Source organism: Thalassotalea sp. PS06 (genome assembly GCF_007197775.1).
Taxonomy (GTDB): domain Bacteria; phylum Pseudomonadota; class Gammaproteobacteria; order Enterobacterales; family Alteromonadaceae; genus Thalassotalea_A.
Window position 1 is genome coordinate 596633 of the sequence record NZ_CP041638.1, and the last position, 20021, is coordinate 616653.

The 20021-nt window shown below is 46.3% G+C and carries 18 protein-coding genes; 17 read left to right on the plus strand and 1 reads right to left on the minus strand.

The window, feature by feature from the left end:
• The first annotated feature begins 398 nt into the window (after window positions 1-398).
• From mraZ to lpxC, 16 genes are all read left to right on the plus strand, one after another.
• Window positions 399-857 (plus strand): division/cell wall cluster transcriptional repressor MraZ, encoded by a 459-nt coding sequence (gene mraZ / locus FNC98_RS02600; RefSeq protein WP_143579797.1) that lies wholly within the window; start codon window positions 399-401, stop codon window positions 855-857.
• A 2-nt stretch (window positions 858-859) separates the two neighbouring features.
• Window positions 860-1801: a 16S rRNA (cytosine(1402)-N(4))-methyltransferase RsmH gene (gene rsmH / locus FNC98_RS02605; RefSeq protein WP_143579798.1), complete on the plus strand. Its 942-nt coding sequence runs from the start codon at window positions 860-862 to the stop codon at window positions 1799-1801.
• A gap of 50 nt (window positions 1802-1851) precedes the next feature.
• Window positions 1852-2160: a cell division protein FtsL gene (gene ftsL, locus FNC98_RS02610; protein WP_143579799.1), complete on the plus strand. Its 309-nt coding sequence runs from the start codon at window positions 1852-1854 to the stop codon at window positions 2158-2160.
• Window positions 2157-3914 (plus strand): penicillin-binding transpeptidase domain-containing protein, encoded by a 1758-nt coding sequence (locus FNC98_RS02615; RefSeq protein ID WP_143579800.1) that lies wholly within the window; start codon window positions 2157-2159, stop codon window positions 3912-3914. Before ftsL ends, FNC98_RS02615 begins: the two co-directional genes overlap by 4 nt.
• Window positions 3907-5451 (plus strand): UDP-N-acetylmuramoyl-L-alanyl-D-glutamate--2,6-diaminopimelate ligase, encoded by a 1545-nt coding sequence (locus FNC98_RS02620; RefSeq protein WP_143579801.1) that lies wholly within the window; start codon window positions 3907-3909, stop codon window positions 5449-5451. The genes FNC98_RS02615 and FNC98_RS02620 overlap by 8 nt, the downstream gene beginning before the upstream one ends.
• The gene (murF, locus tag FNC98_RS02625; protein ID WP_143579802.1) at window positions 5448-6842 is read left to right on the plus strand and encodes a UDP-N-acetylmuramoyl-tripeptide--D-alanyl-D-alanine ligase; all 1395 of its coding nucleotides are present in this window, start codon (window positions 5448-5450) and stop codon (window positions 6840-6842) included. Before FNC98_RS02620 ends, murF begins: the two co-directional genes overlap by 4 nt.
• A complete protein-coding gene (mraY, locus tag FNC98_RS02630) occupies window positions 6836-7918 on the plus strand; it encodes a phospho-N-acetylmuramoyl-pentapeptide-transferase (protein ID WP_143579803.1) in 1083 nt (360 codons plus the stop codon). Before murF ends, mraY begins: the two co-directional genes overlap by 7 nt.
• A 23-nt stretch (window positions 7919-7941) precedes the next feature.
• Window positions 7942-9282, plus strand: coding sequence for a UDP-N-acetylmuramoyl-L-alanine--D-glutamate ligase (gene murD, locus FNC98_RS02635; RefSeq protein ID WP_143579804.1), 1341 nt, complete (start codon window positions 7942-7944; stop codon window positions 9280-9282).
• 28 nt (window positions 9283-9310) lie between these two features.
• Complete coding sequence (gene ftsW / locus FNC98_RS02640; protein ID WP_144035425.1) at window positions 9311-10525, plus strand: cell division protein FtsW; 1215 nt, start codon at window positions 9311-9313, stop codon at window positions 10523-10525.
• Complete coding sequence (gene murG / locus FNC98_RS02645; RefSeq protein WP_143579805.1) at window positions 10518-11612, plus strand: undecaprenyldiphospho-muramoylpentapeptide beta-N-acetylglucosaminyltransferase; 1095 nt, start codon at window positions 10518-10520, stop codon at window positions 11610-11612. Before ftsW ends, murG begins: the two co-directional genes overlap by 8 nt.
• Entirely contained in the window at window positions 11609-13072 is a 1464-nt protein-coding gene (gene murC, locus FNC98_RS02650; RefSeq protein ID WP_143579806.1) for a UDP-N-acetylmuramate--L-alanine ligase, read from the plus strand. Before murG ends, murC begins: the two co-directional genes overlap by 4 nt.
• Window positions 13065-14015, plus strand: coding sequence for a D-alanine--D-alanine ligase (locus tag FNC98_RS02655; RefSeq protein WP_185968040.1), 951 nt, complete (start codon window positions 13065-13067; stop codon window positions 14013-14015). Before murC ends, FNC98_RS02655 begins: the two co-directional genes overlap by 8 nt.
• Window positions 14016-14143: 128 nt before the next feature.
• A complete protein-coding gene (locus FNC98_RS02660; protein WP_260680418.1) occupies window positions 14144-14857 on the plus strand; it encodes a cell division protein FtsQ/DivIB in 714 nt (237 codons plus the stop codon).
• Window positions 14850-16082 (plus strand): cell division protein FtsA, encoded by a 1233-nt coding sequence (ftsA, locus tag FNC98_RS02665; protein WP_144035427.1) that lies wholly within the window; start codon window positions 14850-14852, stop codon window positions 16080-16082. The genes FNC98_RS02660 and ftsA overlap by 8 nt, the downstream gene beginning before the upstream one ends.
• A 49-nt stretch (window positions 16083-16131) precedes the next feature.
• On the plus strand, window positions 16132-17289 hold the full coding sequence (ftsZ, locus tag FNC98_RS02670; RefSeq protein ID WP_143579808.1) for a cell division protein FtsZ: 1158 nt from the start codon (window positions 16132-16134) through the stop codon (window positions 17287-17289).
• A 200-nt stretch (window positions 17290-17489) separates the two neighbouring features.
• On the plus strand, window positions 17490-18404 hold the full coding sequence (gene lpxC / locus FNC98_RS02675) for a UDP-3-O-acyl-N-acetylglucosamine deacetylase (RefSeq protein ID WP_143579809.1): 915 nt from the start codon (window positions 17490-17492) through the stop codon (window positions 18402-18404).
• A 157-nt stretch (window positions 18405-18561) separates the two neighbouring features.
• On the opposite strand, the gene FNC98_RS02680 is transcribed toward lpxC, so the two are convergent.
• Window positions 18562-19038: a DUF721 domain-containing protein gene (locus FNC98_RS02680; protein WP_143579810.1), complete on the minus strand. Its 477-nt coding sequence runs from the start codon at window positions 19036-19038 to the stop codon at window positions 18562-18564.
• A 41-nt stretch (window positions 19039-19079) separates the two neighbouring features.
• Between FNC98_RS02680 and FNC98_RS02685 the strand changes: the two genes are divergently transcribed.
• On the plus strand, window positions 19080-19985 hold the full coding sequence (locus tag FNC98_RS02685; protein ID WP_143579813.1) for a M23 family metallopeptidase: 906 nt from the start codon (window positions 19080-19082) through the stop codon (window positions 19983-19985).
• Window positions 19986-20021 lie beyond the last annotated feature (36 nt).

Here is a 20021-nt window from a genome sequence, read left to right on the forward strand (position 1 = left end):
CTGTAGATAGAAGGATTTATCGCCGATCCGGTCATCGCCTGTTTAGCCTTTGAAACTTGTAATTTTACGTAATCGATTATGACGTTACGAACCCGGTTATGTTAAAATCCCCCACGCATTTGTCGAATAATATCAATCGAACTTGGTATGTGATCCTGGTTTTTGCGCGGTTCGGTCACAAAACCCCACGAATTCAAAAACTTCTCGCTAACGCCCATTGTTATTAGACTTTCGAGTCAGATTTTAATCCCTAAGGTTACTTGACAGGCCTTTAACAAACTCACTAAACTGTGTAATTGTGGGGAAAAGTGGAAAAAAGTGGATCTTTGTGTGATCTTAACTATATTTAAAATGTTTTACTCACCTAGTTAGCAACGGAAGATATAAGAATAAGGCTGATGTTTAGAGGCGCAAACAAGGTAACCCTGGACAGTAAATCCCGGCTCACGATACCAACACGGTACCGTGAGGTTTTGTATGGGGATTTTTCAGGGAAGTTGGTTTGCACGGTCGACATTCAGAACCCATGTCTGTTGCTTTACCCATTATCGGAATGGGAAGAGGTTGAACTGAAACTTTCCCGGCTCTCGAGCATGATCCCTGAAGAACGCATGTTCCAACAGGTATTGTTAGGGAACGCAACCGAGTGTGAAATGGACAAAAATGGCCGCTTGCTAATTGCTCCCGTGCTTAGAGAACATGCTGGTCTTGATAAGGCATGTATGCTGGTCGGCCAATTTAACAAATTCGAAATCTGGCACGAAGCCAGATGGCAACAACAAATGCAGCAGGGGATCGCCAGTATTCAGTCCGGCGATTTTGAATTAACCGAACGGTTACAGGACTTCTCTTTATAGTCATGGAACAAAACTTTAAACATATTTCAGTGCTGCTTGATGAAGCAATTGATGGTCTGGCGATCAAGCCGGACGGGACTTATATCGATTGTACCTTTGGCCGTGGCGGCCACTCCGGATTAATTCTCAATAATCTCAATAATGACGGCCGTCTGATTGCCATCGATCGCGATCCTACAGCAATTGCCGCAGCGAAAAAGTATGCGGATGACCCAAGATTTCAAATTGTTCACAATGGATTTGCCGAATTAGCCAGTATCGCTTCAGAGCTTTCGCTAACCGATAAAGTTGACGGTATTTTGTTGGATCTGGGAGTGTCTTCACCGCAATTAGATGATGCCAACCGGGGGTTCAGCTTTATGAAAGATGGCCCGCTGGATATGCGCATGGATACCAGTACAGGGCAAACTGCTGCTCAGTGGATTGCCAAAGCCGACGTTGAAGATATTACCTGGGTGCTGCGCACCTTTGGCGAAGAAAAGCATGCCTGGCGAATTGCCAATGCCATTGTCGATGCCCGTGAAGAGCAAGATATTGTCACCACTTCCCAACTGGCAAAAATTATTGCAACTGCGGCACCGCAACGAGAAATCAAAAAGCACCCGGCAACCCGAAGTTTTCAGGCAATACGCATCTACATCAATAGTGAATTAGAGCAAATTGAAGATGCGTTGAACGCGTCTTTGGATGTATTAAAAGCCGGTGGCCGTTTAGTGGTCATTAGTTTCCATTCTTTAGAAGACAGAATGGTTAAACAGTTTATGAAGAAACAAAGCCAGGGGAAACAGGTACCTCGGGGCTTACCAATATCTGAGCAGGAATTGCAAAAAGGCAAGAAATTATCTCTTGTTGGACGTAAGCAAAAACCGAGTAAATCAGAAGTAGAAGAAAACGTTCGATCGCGAAGTTCCGTGTTACGCGTAGCTGAGCGGTTGAGTAAGTAAACTGCGATTCATGGCGCTATAAATCAAATAACGAACAGGCGGCAATGGCAATGGATAATCAAGGACTGGTTAAACAAATTTGGCAGGATATTTATCAGTACAAGACGACCTATGTATTGATGTTTGTGCTGCTGATGTCGGCGTTCGCTGTCATTTATTTTACCCATTTGAATCGCCAGACTACGACAGAACTGGATCAGTTACTGAGTCAAAAAGATCAGCTGGATATCCAATGGCGCAATTTGATACTTGAACAGAGTGCCTTGGCGGAACATAGCGAAATTGAGCAAAAAGCAGAAAGCTTTTTACTGATGACCAGACCGTTACCCAAAGACGAAAAAATAATAAAAATACCATGACGGCAAAGAAACCACGGAAAAATAAAGACAACGTGCAACCGATGACCATCGCCTGGCGATTCAATCTGGTGATTGGTGGCATTGCTTTGGTTTTTTTCGGTCTGATTTTGCGCGCGGCTTACATTCAGGTCATCGAACCGGACATGCTAAAAGCCCAAGGGGATCTGCGCTCACTGCGAACCGCAACTAAAGATACCCACCGTGGCTCTATTGTTGACCGCAATGGCGAAGAACTCGCGGTAAGCGTTCCCGTGCAAACCGTATACGCCGATCCTAAATATGTCATTGAAAAAGATGGTCTGTCGAAGACACGGCGCTTGCAAGCGCTAGCCGATGTCCTTGGTATGGATATTACCACCTTAAGAAAACGTATCGGTACTAACCCGAAAAAACGATTTGTGTACCTTGCCAGACAAATTAATCCGGCGATCGCCCAATATGTGAAAGAGCTCAAGATCCCGGGCATTCATTTACGTAAAGAATCTAAACGCTTTTATCCAGCAGGTGAAATTACCGCCCATTTGATTGGCTTTACTGACGTTGATGATAACGGCATTGAAGGTCTTGAGCGTGTTTATAATGATGTATTGACCGGTAAATCGGGCAAAAAACAATACCGAAAAGATGCCAAAGGCAACCTGATTGAACTTCTCGAGGAGCAAGAAGCTCAGCAGCCTCAGGATATCATTCTTTCGATTGACCAACGCATTCAGGCTCTCGCTTACCGGGAATTAGTTGCCGGTATTAAATCATTTAAAGCGGATTCCGGCAGCGCCGTCGTGGTCGATGTGCATACCGGTGAAATTCTCGCCCTGGTCAATGGCCCGTCATTTAATCCTAATAACCGTAAAGGGGTCGCAACCCACAGATTCCGGAACCGGGCAATAACCGATGTCGTCGAGCCTGGTTCAACGATGAAGGCGTTAACGGTGCTAAGTGCATTGGAATTTGGCAGTGCAGATACCGAAACTGTGATTAAAACCGGTCAGACAATGCGCATTGGTGGTCGCCGTGTAACCGACACTCGAGGGTATGGAGAGCAGACGTTAGCGGATATTTTGAAAAATTCTTCGAATGTGGGCTCTGCACGTCTTGCTTTAGACATGCCGAAAGATTACTTTATCGGGAAGTTTTATGAGATGGGCTTTTCCGAGGATACCGGCACCGGTCTGATTGGCGAAACCTCAGGGATGATTTCGGATAGTAATCGTTGGTCAAAACATGAAATAGCCGCCTTGTCATATGGGTATAATTTGGCGATAAGCCCTTTGCAACTGGCTCGTTTTTACGCCGCCCTGGGTAATGGTGGCATTAAGAAACCACTGTCGGTATTAAAAGATCCAAAATTTAGTCAGGGAGAGCGGGTTGCCTCTGAGGAAAACGTAAAAATACTGGTTGATATGCTAGAGTTGGCTGTCAAAGATGGCGGCGGTAAGCGGGCAAAAGTTGAAGGCTATCGGGTCGGTGGTAAAACCGGAACCGCAAAGAAATCGATTGCCGGAGGTTATGGTAATGATTACCGCGGCTTATTTGCCGGTATTGCGCCCTTATCGGATCCCAAAGTAGTGGTTGTCGTTGTTATCGATGATCCTGCTGGTGATCTATATCATGGCGGCGAAATCGCCGCCCCGGTATTTTCAAAAATTATGGCGGGAACGCTGCGCTATCTTAATATAGCGCCGGATGATATCCCGCAGTTGTCAACACAGGCAACAAGTACACAATCAAGTAGCACAGGAGTGAGCAATGGGTGATGTAACTGCTTATTCCATTACCTCGGCACTAGCTAAGTTCAAGATTGCCCTTGACCCTAAGCTGGATGCGGATAAAAAACAGATAGTTAATGACTCACGCCAGATCATGGCGGGAGATATATTTGCCGCGGTTCGCGGCACCCTTGGCCAGGGACATGTCTTTATCGAATCAGCTATTGCTGCAGGCGCAGCTATGGTGTTGATTGATGTTGATGATGAAGCGGGTCACGGCCAGTTACGCTGGTTAGAAGGGCCATCGGGACCGGTTGCTGCGGTGGAATTTTATCAACTCGGTGCCAATCTGGCACAGTTAGCGGCAGAATATTATCAGCATCCGGCCAAAGACATGACCTTGTACGGTGTGACGGGCACGAATGGCAAGACCAGTTGTTGCCAGCTTATCGCCCAATCTCTTGATATCCTAAACAAACCTTCGGCGATGATTGGCACCTTAGGTGCAGGCGCCGTTGATAATCTGGTTGATATCAATAATACCACCCCAGGACCTACCTTGTTGCAATCTCTGTTAGCGGGTTTCAAAGCCGGTAGCAGAGAAAACGTGGCGATGGAAGTTTCTTCCCATGCGCTTGAGCAAAAGCGACTGCTACCAGAGCTAATTGATGTCGCAATTTTCACCAACTTAAGTCGTGATCACCTTGATTATCATGGTTCGATGCGCGCTTATGGTGATGCCAAAGGCAAATTATTTGTCGCCAATGACACTCAACGCTGGGTGTTAAATGCCGATGACAAACAATCCCTTCGTTATTTAGCTAAAGCTTGCGGCAGCAATCCGATTGTAATGTTTTCCTCGACAAAAAATCTGGATGAGCTGCAACAACAATTTACGCAAGCGAACCATTACGTGATTGCCAGCGATATCAAGTGTCACTCCAAAGGCCTTAATTTTACCCTTAAATCAAGTTGGGGAAGCGTCGCGGTAGCAACGCCATTACTCGGTAGGTTTAACGTCGATAACTTACTGGCATGTTTTAGTGCCCTGTTGATTGAAGGCTATGCACTAGATGATATTGCAAATGCCGCAACCAAACTTCATGCCGTAGCTGGAAGGATGGAAGCTTTCAGTGGCATTGATACCACCACCGCTGTCGTTGACTACGCTCATACGCCCGACGCCCTTGAAAACGCCTTAAAAGCATGTCGTTATCATAATCCGGCAAATCTTTGGGTAGTATTTGGCTGCGGTGGCGATCGCGACAAAGGCAAAAGACCATTAATGGCGCAGGTGGCAGAACAACATGCCGACCATATCATCATTACCAACGACAACCCTCGCTCTGAGAATCCGCAAACCATTGCCGATGAGATCCTCGCCGGATTAAGCAATCAGAGTCGAGCCGAGATTATCCTCGATCGTCGTCAGGCCGTTTCTGCATCATTAAGCAATGCAGGTCCACAAGACATGGTTTTACTTGCCGGTAAAGGCCATGAAGATTACATGATTATTGGTGAAGAGCGCATTGACTATGATGAGCGAGCGTTGGTTGCCGACTATTTTTCCGGGAGTCAGTCATGATCCAGTTAACCTTATCTGAAATTGCTAACCATCTGGGCGCAAACCTGATTGGTTCTGATACCACGATAGAATCAGTCAGCACCGATACCCGAGCCCTAAAACAAGGCGATTTGTTTATTGCCCTTAAAGGCCCTAACTTTGACGCCCACAATTTTATTCAACAGGCCGAAGATGCAAAATGTAGCGCTGCCATTGTTGAATCTGTGCAGGCTATTAACATTCCTCAGTTGGTTGTCGCCGATACTCACAAAGCCCTTGGACAACTCGGCGCTCTGGTTAAAGCCAGAGTGAATCCAAAGACTCTGGCGATAACCGGTAGTAGTGGCAAAACTACGGTGAAAGAGATGTCTGCGGCGATTCTGGCGCAACTTGGCCAGGTATTAGCAACAGGTGGCAATTTCAATAACGATATTGGCGTACCTCTTACCTTAATGCGCTTAACCGAAGGCGATGAGTATGCGGTTATTGAGCTAGGTGCTAATCATTTAGGTGAAATTGCGTATACGACAAACCTGACTAAGCCAGATGTAGCGATGATCAATAACATTGCTGCCGCGCATCTGGAAGGGTTTGGCGATCTTAACGGTGTTGCCAGAGCCAAAGGTGAGATTTTTGATGGTCTTGGTGAACATGGTGTAGGTGCCTATAACTTTGATACGCCATATGCCGATAAGTGGTTATGGCGCCTGCAAGGCAAAGAGACAAAAACTTTCTCTGGCAGTGATAATCAGCAACAAGCGGATTATTTTGCCAGTGATATTGAAATGGATTCTTTAGGATGTGCTGCGTTCGTACTGCATACCCCCACAGCAAGCACAGCGTTGCAGCTACCATTACCCGGCATCCACAATGTCAGTAATGCCGTTGCTGCCGCTACCGTTTGCATGGCAATGGGCGCGACACTCGAGCAGGTTAAGCAGGGGCTGCAAAGCATGCAGCCGGTTAAAGGACGTTTAAACCTGCACCAATTACCGGGTGAAATGACGCTGATTGACGATACCTACAATGCCAATGTGGAATCGACCAGAGCTGCAGCGGAACTCTTATCCGGTTACGATGGTCGTACCTTATTGATATTGGGTGACATGGCAGAACTTGGTGAAGATGCCCGTGCATACCACCAGGAAATCGGCGAATATGCGCAAAAACAGGGTATTGATAACTTACTTACCTTGGGTGTGCTGAGCCAGTCAGCATCCGATGTCTACGAACAAAAAGGCCGACATTTCTCATCGCGAGAACTGCTTTTAGATTATTTAAAGCAGTTGTTAGAGACTGAACGTCAGCCAATAACAATATTAGTCAAAGGTTCGCGCAGTGCGCGGATGGAATTAGTCGTTGCAGATATCGCCGAATGGCGACGCAGTACGACAGGGGGAACAACATGCTAGTTTGGTTGGGTGAATATCTTACCCAGTACTTTAGCGTTTTTAACGTATTTTCATATTTAACCTTTCGGGCGATTGTCAGCACCCTGACCGCCTTGGGGTTGTCACTTTATTTCGGACCGAAACTGATTCGGGCATTACAAAAAATGCAAATTGGCCAGACGGTTCGTGATGATGGTCCAGAGAGCCATTTATCAAAATCCGGCACGCCCACCATGGGCGGGATTTTAATTCTAGGCTCCATTGTTACCAGTATTTTGTTATGGACAGACTTAACAAATCAGTACGTACAAATCGTGTTGTTTGTGATCATCAGTTTCGGCCTGATTGGTTTCGTCGATGATTATCGGAAAGTGATTCGCAAAGACCCCAATGGCCTGATCGCCAGATGGAAGTATTTCTGGCAAACCGTAGTGGGTTTGATTACGGCATTTTTTGTCTACTACATTGCAGCTTCGCCAACAGAAACCTCTTTGTTAATCCCGTTCGTAAAAGACGTCATGCCGCAGCTGGGGATCTTTTACATTGTGTTTGCTTATTTAGTTATTGTCGGTACCTCTAATGCGGTAAACCTAACCGATGGCCTCGACGGTTTGGCCATAGTACCGACCATTTTAGTTGCCGGTGCTTTCGCGGTTTTCGCATACGTTACCGGTAACCTTAATTTCTCCGAGTATTTGCATTTACCGCACTTGAGAAATGCCAGTGAGTTGGTCGTAGTCTGCACCGCGATTGTTGGCGCGGGTTTAGGATTCTTATGGTTTAACACATACCCGGCTCAGGTATTTATGGGTGATGTTGGCTCGTTAGCCCTTGGAGCAGCTCTTGGTGTTATTGCCGTATTGGTAAAACAGGAAATTGTCTTATTTATTATGGGTGGCGTGTTCGTTGTCGAAACCCTATCGGTAATTTTACAGGTTGGTTCATACAAGCTCAGAGGCCAGCGAATTTTCCGTATGGCGCCCATTCATCATCATTATGAATTAAAAGGCTGGCCGGAACCTCGGGTTATCGTGCGCTTTTGGATTATTTCTATCGTGCTGGTGCTTATTGGCCTGGCAACGCTGAAACTCAGATAAAAAAATCAGGAATACAACACAGGATGAAGGAACTGGATTTTCTGCAAGATAAACGGATAACGATTCTCGGTCTGGGTGCGACCGGGATGTCCTGTGCCCGCTATCTTGAGCGACAGCAAATTCCGTTTGCAGTGATGGACTCGCGTTCCTGTGTTCCTGCCTTTGCCGAGGTTAATGCGTTAGAGCAGTGCCAGGGGGTTCACCTTGGTGGCTGGGATAGCGATGTTATTGCCAGCAGCGATGTCATTATTGCCAGCCCGGGCGTAGACGTGCAGCAACCGCAAATCCATGATGCTGTTGCGGCTTCTGCCGAGCTAATCGGTGACGTTGAGTTATTTATTCGCGTCAATAACAAGCCGGTTGTAGCACTAACCGGTTCTAATGGTAAATCTACCGTAGTGAGCCTAATCGCGCACCTCGCAAAAGCATGCAACATTAACAGCATACTTGCCGGTAATATCGGAGTGCCAGTACTTGATACGGTTGATGATAGCGCCGATATCGTCATCTTAGAGTTATCCAGTTTTCAATTAGAAATCATGTCGAGCATGCGCGCTGAGGTTGGCGGCATTCTCAATATTTGTGATGATCATCTCGATCGTCACAAAACCATGACAAACTATCAGGCGATAAAACAACGCATTTATGGGATGAGTAAGTCTTTTGTTTTTAATCGTGAAGATGTGCTGACATACCCTGAAAACGCAAAAGCTCAAGCGATTAGTTTTGGTTTGCAGCAAGGAAAAACCGGGCATTTTGGCCTGGTTACCACCGATAAAACTTACATTAGTTTTGGCGACCAGAGCTTAATCGCCGCCGATGAACTTCCTGTTGCAGGTCAGCATAATTTGTTGAATTGCATGGCAGCACTGGCCTATGGGCAACTACTCGGTTGGCCGATGGCGCAAATGCTTGCCGGGTTAAAAACCTTTTCCGGACTTGAACATCGATGCCAACGAATTGAATCTTCTGATGGTGTTGCCTGGGTCAATGATTCAAAAGCCACCAATGTCGGTGCCACCCTGGCAGCTATCGATGGTTTAGCGCCAACGACCAATAAACTGGTGTTAATCGCTGGTGGCGATGGTAAAGGCGCAGACTTTTCACCGTTGGAAGCGGCACTTAACGATCGGGTCGATACTCTGATCACTTTAGGTCAGGACAGACACGCTCTGGCGAATTTAAAAGCTAACACCTCTGTCGTTGATTCGATGATGGAAGCGGTTCGAGTCGCGAAATCCGAAGCTCAACCCGGGGATATGGTGTTATTGTCTCCCGCTTGCGCCAGTATTGATATGTACCCAAATTACATGGCCCGCGGTGAAGATTTTCGCCGTTGCATTGAGGAGGTGCTAAATGACTAAAGCAACTCCGGGATTGCCGGCAACAGGTATGCCAGTGTGGGAGCAGTGGTTTAACTTCAAAGACAACAATCAACAACCTCTGACATTCGACCGTGGTTTCTTACTGTTGGCGTTAGCCTTGTATCTGATTGGTATGGTCATGGTGGCCAGTTCCTCGATGCCTGTCGCTGAGCGCCTGTTCGACAACCCTTTTCATTTTGTTTTTCGTCACGGCTTTTTTATCGTCGTTAGTTTAATCATTGCCGTCGCAGCCCTTACCCGACCAATGCAACAATGGCATCAGGCCAGCGGTTACTTATTGGTTCTGGCCATTGTAATGCTGGCTGCGGTACTGGTAATTGGCCGAACCGTAAATGGTTCAACCCGATGGATTGCATTGGGGCCGATTAACATTCAGGCGGCGGAGCCGGCGAAGTTATTCTTCTTCTGTTACCTGTCAGCGTATCTGGTGCGTAAAAAAGACGAAATCAAAGAGCAGATTAAGGGTTTTATTAAGCCCCTTTTGGTGCTAGGTTTTCTTGGGTTTTTATTGCTAATGCAGCCAGACTTGGGAACTGCGGTAGTGATGTTCATTACCACCATTGGTTTGTTGTTCCTTGCTGGTGCCAAACTTTGGCAGTTTATCGGTGTGGCGGTAATTGGCCTGGCTTCCATTTCTTTACTTGTTGTTATTTCACCTTATCGTTGGCGCCGTATCACCGCGTTTTTAGATCCCTGGGCCAGACCTTTTGATGAAGGCTATCAGCTGACCCAGTCGTTGATGGCGTATGGCCGTGGCGAAACCTTCGGGCAGGGTTTAGGTAATAGTATTCAAAAACTGGAATATTTACCGGAAGCCCATACTGATTTTGTTATGGCGGTAATTGGCGAAGAGTTTGGCTTCCTTGGAATTTTGGTAATTTTATTAATTTGCCTGACTTTAGTCATTAAGGCCTTGTTTTTGGGGAAACGCGCCCTACTTAATGAAAAATATTTTGAAGGCTATTTTGCCTACGCCATCGGCATCTGGTTCAGTTTCCAGATAGCGGTAAATGTAGGCGCAAGTGCTGGTGTCTTTCCTACCAAAGGTTTAACTATGCCATTAATCAGTTATGGCGGTAGTTCAATGATAGTAATGACATTAGCAATAGTTGTCCTGATCCGCATCGATCATGAATTACGAGTGCAGGCGATTAATGCAACCAACAAAACCGCAACCAAAGCGAAACGACGTAAGAAATCCGTTGGAGGTGAAGATGAATAAAGCACCTTCGATTTTAATCATGGCGGGTGGCACAGGCGGGCATATATTCCCGGGCCTTGCAGTTGCTGATTACCTTAAACAACAAGGCTGGCAGGTACATTGGCTGGGCACAGCGGCAAGAATGGAAGCAAAAGTGGTTCCGAACCATGGCTATGACATTTCCTTTATCGACATTGCCGGACTGCGCGGTAAAGGTATGCGTTCCTGGTTGAGCGCACCATTTAAAATTATTCACTCAGTCAAACAATCATTAGCGGTTATTGATAAAGTCAAACCTGACGTTGTTCTTGGTATGGGCGGTTATGCATCCGCGCCTGGTGGCTTGGCGAGCAAAATTCGTGGCATTCCACTGGTGTTACATGAGCAAAATGCAGCGGCTGGGTTATCAAATCGGTTGTTGGCGAAAATTGCCAGTAAAGTATTAGCGGCATTTCCTGGTGCGTTTCAATCGATGGCGAACGTCGAGGTGGTTGGCAATCCAGTAAGAGCTGACATTATCGAATTGTTGCAGTCAAATATATCGTCTGAAGACAAAACTACAGTTAGCCGCAATGTATTGGTTGTCGGCGGCAGCCTGGGAGCCAAGGTATTGAATGACACTGTGCCTCTAGCTGTCTCGCAAATGAAATCGCAGAACATTGCCTTATGGCACCAAACGGGTGCTGGACACTTTGCCGCGGTAAATGAAACTTACGAATCACTTGGTATCGATGCTGAGCAAGTAAAGGTAAGTGAATTTATTGATGATATGGCAGCTGCCTACGCCTGGGCCGATGTAGTAATTTGCCGGGCTGGGGCGCTAACGGTATCTGAGCTGGCGCTTGCCGGGAAACCGGCGATTTTTGTGCCTTTGCCACATGCAGTTGATGATCATCAAACCAAGAACGCGATGTTTTTGGTTAATGCTGGTGCGGCAACGTTAATGCCGCAAACACAGCTGTCCGCAACAGCGTTGGCTCAACAACTGACAACCTTGTTTAGTTCTGAGCAAAACTTAATTAATATGGGAAAAGCCAGTGTGCAGGCGGCCAGGCCCGATGCCACTGAACATGTAAGTAAAATCTGTCAATCAATGGTACACGTATGAAACAATTAACAGCCCATATTCCAGAAATGCGCCGAGTGAAAACGATTCACTTTGTCGGCATTGGTGGTGCCGGAATGGGAGGCATTGCCGAAGTACTTTTGAATGAAGGTTATCAGATAACCGGTTCTGATATTGGCGTAAACGCTGTTGTAAACCGGTTAACGTCTTTAGGGGCACAGATCGCCATTGGTCATAACGCCGACAATATTAAAGGTGCCAGTGTTATCGTGGTATCGACGGCAATTGATGCCAATAATGTTGAGCTGCAAGCGGCCCAAAAAATGCGTATTCCTGTGGTGCGTCGCGCAGAAATGCTCGCAGAGCTAATGCGTTTTCGACATGGTATTGCCATTGCCGGTACCCACGGAAAAACCACAACCACAAGTTTGATAGCCAGTATTCTGGCCGAAGGCGAACTTGACCCGACATTCGTTATCGGTGGCTTGTTAAATAGTGCCGGTACTAACGCGCGTTTGGGAAGCAGCCGTTATCTGGTTGCTGAAGCCGATGAAAGTGATGCTTCCTTCCTGCATCTTCAACCTATGGTTTCCGTGGTAACCAATATTGATGCTGACCACATGGAAACCTATGAAGGTGATTTTGAAAAACTCAAAGACACCTATATCGAATTTTTACACAATCTGCCGTTTTATGGGCTCGCGGTTGTGTGTCTGGACAATCCGGTTGTAAAAGAATTATTGCCGCGTATTTCCCGCCAAACCATCACCTATGGTTTTTCATCAGACGCCGACGTGCGGGCAACCAATTATCAGCAACGTTCACAAACCTCTTCTTTTACGGTGCATCGCAATGGCAAAGCCGATCTTGATATTTCCCTGAACCTGCCGGGCCGACACAATGTTTTAAACGCGCTGGCAGCGATAGCCGTTGCTACCGATGAAGGTGTAAGTGATGAAGCCATTGTTAATTCCCTCAGTAAGTTTGAAGGTATCGGCCGACGTTTTGAGTTTTTAGCAACACTGAACACCGAACAGGGTGAAATGCAGGTAATTGATGATTATGGTCATCACCCTAGTGAGGTTGATGCAACGATTAAAGCGATGCGCAACGGATGGCCAGGTAAGCGTCTGGTCATGATGTTCCAACCGCATCGTTATTCCCGTACCCGGGATTTGTATGAAGACTTTGTCGAGGTGTTGTCACAGACCGATGCGTTAGTATTGCTCGACGTATACGCTGCTGGCGAAGAACCGATTGTTAACGCCGATTCTAAATCCTTGGCTCGAAGCATTCGCTCGCGTGGCTCGTTAGAGCCTATTTATGTGAGCTCACCGGATCAAGTGGCAGACATTCTGGCGTCAATTCTGCAAGATGGTGATATGTTGATCACCCAGGGTGCAGGTAACATTGGTGCCATTGCCCGGGAGCTCATTGATGCAAAAGTGCTCAATGTCAAAACGGACAGAGCATTAAAAGATCAAGGGGGTAAGGATGAGTAACCAATCATTACTTTCGATTGACCAATTACACAATGAAAAAATTGCCGTATTGTTTGGCGGTGATAGCGCTGAGCGGGAAGTATCGCTGAATTCCGGCGAAGCTGTCGTTAAAGGTCTTGAACAAAAAGGCTACGAGGTACTGGCTATTGATACCCAGGGTTTTGCCCTGGCAGATTTACATGCGCTGAAAATCAATCGGGTATTTATCGCCCTGCATGGTCGAGGCGGTGAAGACGGCTGCCTGCAAGGTGCTCTTGAATATATGAAAATACCGTACACCGGGTCCGGGGTATTGGGTTCGGCCTTGTCTATGGATAAAGTCCGCTCGAAGCAATTGTTTGCCGCGAGCAATATTCCCACCGCACCGTTTCATGTATTAAGCCGGGAAAATTTTCAGCAGGCTGATTTGTCAAAGATATTGTCTTCTCTTAGCGGCAAAGTGATGGTCAAGCCTGCAAAAGAAGGCTCAAGTATTGGTATGAGCATAGCAACTTCTGAACAAGAACTCGCTAATGCGTTAACCACCGCATTCGAGTATGACCAGCAGGTGTTGATCGAACAGTGGCTAAGTGGAGCGGAATATACGGTTTCCATTCTAGGCGACCAGGCGTTGCCGGCGATTCGGATGGAAACGCCAAATGCGTTTTATGATTACCAGGCGAAATATCAGAGTCAAACCACCATGTACCATTGTCCATGTGGTTTAACTGAGACAGAGGAATCTAAATTACAGGCTCTGGCGTTACAGGCATTTAAATCTACCGGCGCAAAAGGCTGGGGACGTGTTGATGTCATGCAGGATTCAGATGGTAACTGGCAAGTATTAGAAGTAAATACCGTACCGGGCATGACAGAAACGTCCTTGGTGCCAAAAGCGGCTAAACAAGCCGGGTTGAGCTTTGCTGATTTAACTGAGCGCATCCTGCAGCTTAGCGCAGTTTAGCGTAATCTGATTGGGTTACCAGGACAAGGAATAGGCAAAGTAAAATTACACGTGTGGGCAATATGGGTAAGGAACTGACAGTTATAGAGACAAACTCGCAACCAAATCTACGGTTTTGGTTTGGGTTGGTGTTTTTTATTGTCACCTGTATTGGCTTGGTATTTGGCCTGAGTCGGGTATTGCAGGGGATGATGCAGGAAAATGTGGCTCCAGTGTCGTCTTTGGTGATTAATGGCAACATGCCTTACACCCAAAGGGATGAAATTGTCTCGGCGATTACCAGGGCGAAGCTGGATAACTTTTTTCAATTGGATGTCAATCAGATCCAGCGTCAGGTAGAAGCGCTTCCCTGGGTTTATTCGGTAACCGTCAGAAAGCAATGGCCTAATGAACTTAGAGTTTATGTCGAAGATCAAAAACCGGTGGCGCAATGGAATCGGGATTTTTTCATCAACGAACATGGCACCATTTTTCAGGCGGCACAGGAGCGGGTGACGCATCCATTGCCTAAGTTATTCGGCCCGGAGGGCAGCGAAAAAGTGGCGCTGGAGAATTACCGTAATCTCAGCGAGCTGCTGACGTTTATTCAGTCAGATATTAGTGAACTGGTATTGACCGAGCGCTTTGCCTGGCAGCTGACATTGAGTGACGGTATTTATCTTAACCTGGGACGTGAAGACCGGGTTAAGCGATTACAAAGATATATGGACGCCTATCCACAAATTAAGGCACAACAGACAGAACAGCAGCAAGTGGATTATGTCGATTTGCGTTACGACACAGGTTTAGCAGTCGGCTTTAAACCCAAACAACAAAAAGATGAGCACAATGGTAATGCCTAAAGCAATGGAAAGAAATTTAGTGGTTGGACTGGATATCGGTACGTCAAAGATCGTTGCCGTTGTTGGTGAAGTCACGCCGGATAATACCCTGAGTATTGTTGGTGTTGGTCATCATGCTGCCCGGGGCATGGACAAAGGTGGCGTCAACGACCTGACTTTAGTGATGCAATCCATTCAACGCGCAATCAATGAAGCCGAGCTAATGTCTGACTGTCGAATTGGTAATGTTTATCTGGGGATCTCCGGTAAGCACATTAAATGTCAGAATGAAAATGGCATGGTACCCATTAATGACAGCGAAGTGATGCAAGAAGATGTCGATAACGTCATTCACACCGCGCGCTCGGTGCCGCTGTCAGCGGAACGGAGAATGCTACACGTATTGCCTCAGGAATATACCGTTGATTGTCAGGAAGGGATCAAGAGCCCGATTGGCATGTCCGGTGTTCGTATGGAAGCCAAAGTCCATATTGTTACCTGTGCTAATGACATGGCACGAAATATCGTCAAGTGTGTTGAACGTTGCGATCTTCATGCCGACCAGTTGATATTTTCTGCACTCGCCTCAAGTTATGCGGTATTAACCGAAGATGAGAAAGAGCTCGGTGTATGTGTTGTCGATATGGGCGCGGGCACCATGGATATTTCGGTGTTTACTGGTGGCGCACTGCGACACAGCGCGGTCATTGCCGTTGGCGGTAACCAGGTAAGTAGTGATATTGCAAAAATTTTTCGTACACCTTTGAGTCATGCGGAAGAAATCAAGGTACAATACGCCTGTGCGCTAAGAAATATGGTTTCGATGGAAGAAAATATCGAAGTGCCAAGTGTTGGCGGTCGACCTGCAAGAAGTATGTCACGCCACACGCTGGCAGAAGTCGTCGAACCTAGGTATCATGAGCTGTTCGAATTAATTCAGGAAGAATTAAGAGAAACCGGTTTAGAAGACCAGATCGCTGCTGGTATTGTATTAACTGGTGGTACAGCGAAAATGGAAGGCGTTGTAGAATTTGCCGAAGAAATATTCCAGATGCCGGTTCGCATAGGAACTCCGTTAAATATTAAAGGCTTAACGGACTATGTAAACGACCCAAGTTATAGTACAGTAGTGGGTTTGCTCCACTATGGTTTACAACACAGTAATCAGGGTAATACCGAAGCGGGCAGTAATGAGGGTATGGCGGGGCTTTGGAGTAAGTTTCGCACCCTGCTAAAGGAATTTTAGAAATACAGTTTTTGGTGGAACAAAAAAAGTAACAAAGACGGAGAAAACTATGTTTGAACTTATGGACGACCACAACGAGGAAGCGGTCATCAAAGTTATCGGTGTCGGCGGCGGCGGCGGTAACGCGGTAGAGCATATGGTAAACCAAACCATTGAAGGGGTTGAGTTTATCACTGCTAACACCGATTCCCAGGCTTTACGCAATTCATCTGCAAACATTACCTTGCAACTTGGTGCTGATGTCACCAAAGGTTTGGGTGCGGGCGCCAACCCTGAAATTGGCCGCCGTGCTGCAGAAGAAGACAGAGAGACCATTCGCCAGACTCTACAAGGGTCGGATATGGTATTTATTGCTGCCGGTATGGGCGGTGGCACCGGTACTGGTGCTGCACCTGTCGTTGCCGAAGTAGCGAAGGAAATGGGCATCTTGACCGTTGCTGTCGTAACTAAACCATTCCCGTTTGAAGGGAAAAAGCGTATGAACTATGCCGAACAGGGCATTGAGTTCCTTGCTGGCAATGTTGATTCTCTGATCACAATTCCAAATGAAAAGCTTCTTAAAGTGCTTGGTCCGGGTACCAGTCTTCTTGACGCTTTCAAAGCCGCAAACAATGTGTTGTTGGGCGCTGTTCAAGGTATTGCTGAGTTAATTACCCGTCCAGGTTTGATTAACGTGGATTTTGCTGACGTTCGCACTGTCATGTCAGAAATGGGAACGGCGATGATGGGCTCAGGTATTGCATCTGGTGAAGATCGTGCTGAAGAAGCGGCTGAAGCTGCAATTTCCAGTCCGTTACTAGAAGATGTCGATTTGGCGGGTGCCCGTGGTATCCTGGTTAACATCACAGCAGGTATGGATATTTCCATCGACGAATTTGAAACCGTTGGTAATGCTGTAAAGGCATTTGCTTCAGAAAATGCCACGGTTGTTGTTGGTGCGGTTATTGACCCGGATATGTCTGATGAACTTCGCGTAACCGTTGTTGCAACCGGTATTGGTGTGACGCAAAAGCCAGAAATCACCATAGTGCCGAATATACCTGCTCAGGAACCTATGGTTGTTAATGGTGGTTTTGCCGGTAACACGGCCGAAGCTGAGCCGGTAGCAAATCCATACGTGGAAGAGAAGGTTGCGCCGCAACAGGCAAATAGTGCTGACCCGGATTATTTAGATATCCCGGCATTTTTGCGTAAGCAGGCAGATTAACCAAAGTCTCCTGTTTGGGGAAAAATTAAGCGGTTGAAAGTTCTCACTTTTATATAACTGAGAGGGGGGAATTTTGACTGCCAATGAGAGTTTTGTTATATTACGCCCCCGGCTCACTGGTCTGAACTGTTTAAATTCAGGATTGTTTGGACATTGAGTTAACAAAAAAAGATTAATTTTGCGCAGCATTAAGGCGAATTATGATTAAACAACGTACGATAAAAGATAGTATTTCGGCAACAGGTGTCGGTTTACACAAAGGTGAAAAGGTGCAGATCACTCTCCGTCCTGCTCCTGCCAATACTGGCATTATTTTTCGCCGTGTAGATCTTGACCCGGTAGTCGATATCAAAGCTTGCCCGGAAGCTGTGGGCGAGACGACGTTGTGTACCTGTCTGGTTAACGAGCAAGGTGTTCAGATTTCCACCGTTGAACATTTGCTTGCTGCCGTTGCGGGGCTTGGTATTGATAACCTGATTATCGACGTCGACTCTCCGGAAATCCCAATTATGGATGGTAGTTCATTACCATTTGTTTATCTGATTCAGTCCGTTGGGATCGAAGAGGCATCCGTTGCAAAACGTTTCTTACGTATTAAGAAAACGATTCGTGTTGAAGAAGGTGATAAGTGGGCAGAACTTCGTCCTTATGAAGGGTTTAAGGTAAACTTTGCCATTGACTTTGATCACCCGGTTATTGCTAACACGGCTCAAACCATGAGCATGGATTTTTCCAGTAGCTCATTCATCAAAGAAATTAGCCGCGCCAGAACCTTCGGTTTTATGAAAGATATCGAGTTCTTGCGCTCTCACAACCTGGCTTTAGGTGGCAGCTTGGAAAATGCAATCGTTCTTGATGAATATCGCATGCTTAACGCTGATGACCTGCGTTATGATGACGAGTTTGTAAAGCATAAGATCCTGGACGCGATTGGTGACTTGTATATGTCTGGCGTTAGCATCTTAGGTGAACTTAATGCGTTTAAGTCAGGACATGGATTAAATAATTTATTATTGCGTGAAGTGTTTAAGCAAAGCGAAAACTGGGAGTGGGTAACTTATGAAGATAACCGCCCGGCACCAATTGCTTATGCGGATGCGTTAGCTCACAACTAAATTTTTGTGAACAGCAATATTACGAAAAAACCGGAGCCTGGCTCCGGTTTTTTTATACATATACGTAAGTATCCTGGTTCACATGGACGGATTGATGCACGGGTGATTACATGGACGAAATTATCCTGCATCGCAGGGGTTACAACGGGTTTACCGGTTAAGGCTTTTTGTTTGCGTGTTTAGCGAGTTTTTCTAACTTTTCTTTCAAGCCTGCCGGGGCGTTTTTGGCTACCGCTTGCAGCTGTTCGGCGGTATTCTCCGACATGTATTTACCTGGCTTATCCGCTTCTTTTACGGCTTTTTGCGGCTCTTCCCGGCGATGGCCGTAGGGATTTACTTTAAGTTCAAGCTTGGTAAGTTGCCCTTGGCTTGCCTTTGCCAGTTGTTGGCAAATACGATTACGTTCAAATTGTAATCTTTGCCCCCAAACAGCTGATTTGACTTCTAATATCACCGTTTCTTGTCTACAATTAGCTACTTGCCAAATTTCATCGGGAATATCCGGGCAGATATCAGCAATAATGGTACCCAGGGTTTGCAGTGTTTTTGCCTTCGCGCTAAACCCAGCTAAATTGCCAGAAGACTGGCGAATTAAGTTGGCTAAATCCTGAGGCGTTTTTTCGATACGGGACATGATAAACGCGAGTTCCAAAGAAGCGATAAAGAATAATAATTATGAGTTTAACAGTTTTATACCGTGGAAAGAATGTTCGATTTTCCCTGCAATTAAGTAAAGCACGCTGGGTGGCTATCCTGGCCAGTTTTACTCTATTGTCTGGTTTTGTTATGCACTGGATCTTAAAGCCTGTCGACGTACCAAATCATCTCGAAGTAGCCTTAGTTGAGGCGCAACAACTGCCCGAAAGTGAAATTAATCATGATGCCCTGCAGGTCACGGCACTAACTGCCAGAATTGCCGAATTACAAAGTCATATCCTGCGCCTGAATGCACTTGCACGACGTCTGGCTAAAGAAGCGAATATTCCTGAAGATGAATTTAATATGAGTACCTTACCTTCAGCAGGTGGACCATTGCAGACGGAAACGATTGTTAGTCGAAATTCGTTAACCGAACTGGAATCCCAGCTTGGCTTGTTGGCGGTAAATGTTGAACAGCAACAAAATCAATTCAGCCTACTTGAATCTCTCGCTCTTGGTCACCACATAGAAGATAACAGTTACTTATCTGGCAGACCGATTAGTAAAGGTTGGTTATCTTCATATTATGGTATTCGTAAGGACCCATTTACCGGCAACCCGACTATGCACAAGGGTGTAGACTTTGCCGGCAAAGAGAATGCGAACGTAATTGCAACCGGTTCTGGTGTTGTTAGTTGGGCTTCTGAGCGTTATGGCTACGGAAAATTGATAGAAATTGATCATGGTACTGGCTTTAAAACCAGATATGGGCATAATAGGGCGCTATTAGTAAAAGTTGGTGATGTGGTTAGTAAGGGGCAGGTTATTGCCCGCATGGGAAGTACAGGTCGCTCAACAGGTCCTCACGTTCATTACGAAATCCTGCGCGATAATCAACAGATTAATCCGATTAAGTACGTTTATCGAAAGCCTAAAAAATAAACGGTACCAACAATTTAAACATTAAACTAAGAAGTT

Coding starts and splice junctions, on each gene's coding strand:
- murG (WP_143579805.1), top strand. CDS start 10,518: ATGAATAAAGCACCTTCGATTTTAATCATGGCGGGTGGCACAGGCGGG.
- FNC98_RS02615 (WP_143579800.1), top strand. CDS start 2,157: ATGACGGCAAAGAAACCACGGAAAAATAAAGACAACGTGCAACCGATG.
- mraY (WP_143579803.1), top strand. CDS start 6,836: ATGCTAGTTTGGTTGGGTGAATATCTTACCCAGTACTTTAGCGTTTTT.
- rsmH (WP_143579798.1), top strand. CDS start 860: ATGGAACAAAACTTTAAACATATTTCAGTGCTGCTTGATGAAGCAATT.
- lpxC (WP_143579809.1), top strand. CDS start 17,490: ATGATTAAACAACGTACGATAAAAGATAGTATTTCGGCAACAGGTGTC.
- ftsW (WP_144035425.1), top strand. CDS start 9,311: ATGCCAGTGTGGGAGCAGTGGTTTAACTTCAAAGACAACAATCAACAA.
- ftsL (WP_143579799.1), top strand. CDS start 1,852: ATGGATAATCAAGGACTGGTTAAACAAATTTGGCAGGATATTTATCAG.
- murF (WP_143579802.1), top strand. CDS start 5,448: ATGATCCAGTTAACCTTATCTGAAATTGCTAACCATCTGGGCGCAAAC.
- ftsA (WP_144035427.1), top strand. CDS start 14,850: ATGCCTAAAGCAATGGAAAGAAATTTAGTGGTTGGACTGGATATCGGT.
- mraZ (WP_143579797.1), top strand. CDS start 399: ATGTTTAGAGGCGCAAACAAGGTAACCCTGGACAGTAAATCCCGGCTC.
- FNC98_RS02680 (WP_143579810.1), bottom strand. CDS start 19,038: ATGTCCCGTATCGAAAAAACGCCTCAGGATTTAGCCAACTTAATTCGC.
- FNC98_RS02655 (WP_185968040.1), top strand. CDS start 13,065: ATGAGTAACCAATCATTACTTTCGATTGACCAATTACACAATGAAAAA.
- FNC98_RS02620 (WP_143579801.1), top strand. CDS start 3,907: ATGGGTGATGTAACTGCTTATTCCATTACCTCGGCACTAGCTAAGTTC.
- FNC98_RS02685 (WP_143579813.1), top strand. CDS start 19,080: ATGAGTTTAACAGTTTTATACCGTGGAAAGAATGTTCGATTTTCCCTG.
- murC (WP_143579806.1), top strand. CDS start 11,609: ATGAAACAATTAACAGCCCATATTCCAGAAATGCGCCGAGTGAAAACG.
- murD (WP_143579804.1), top strand. CDS start 7,942: ATGAAGGAACTGGATTTTCTGCAAGATAAACGGATAACGATTCTCGGT.
- ftsZ (WP_143579808.1), top strand. CDS start 16,132: ATGTTTGAACTTATGGACGACCACAACGAGGAAGCGGTCATCAAAGTT.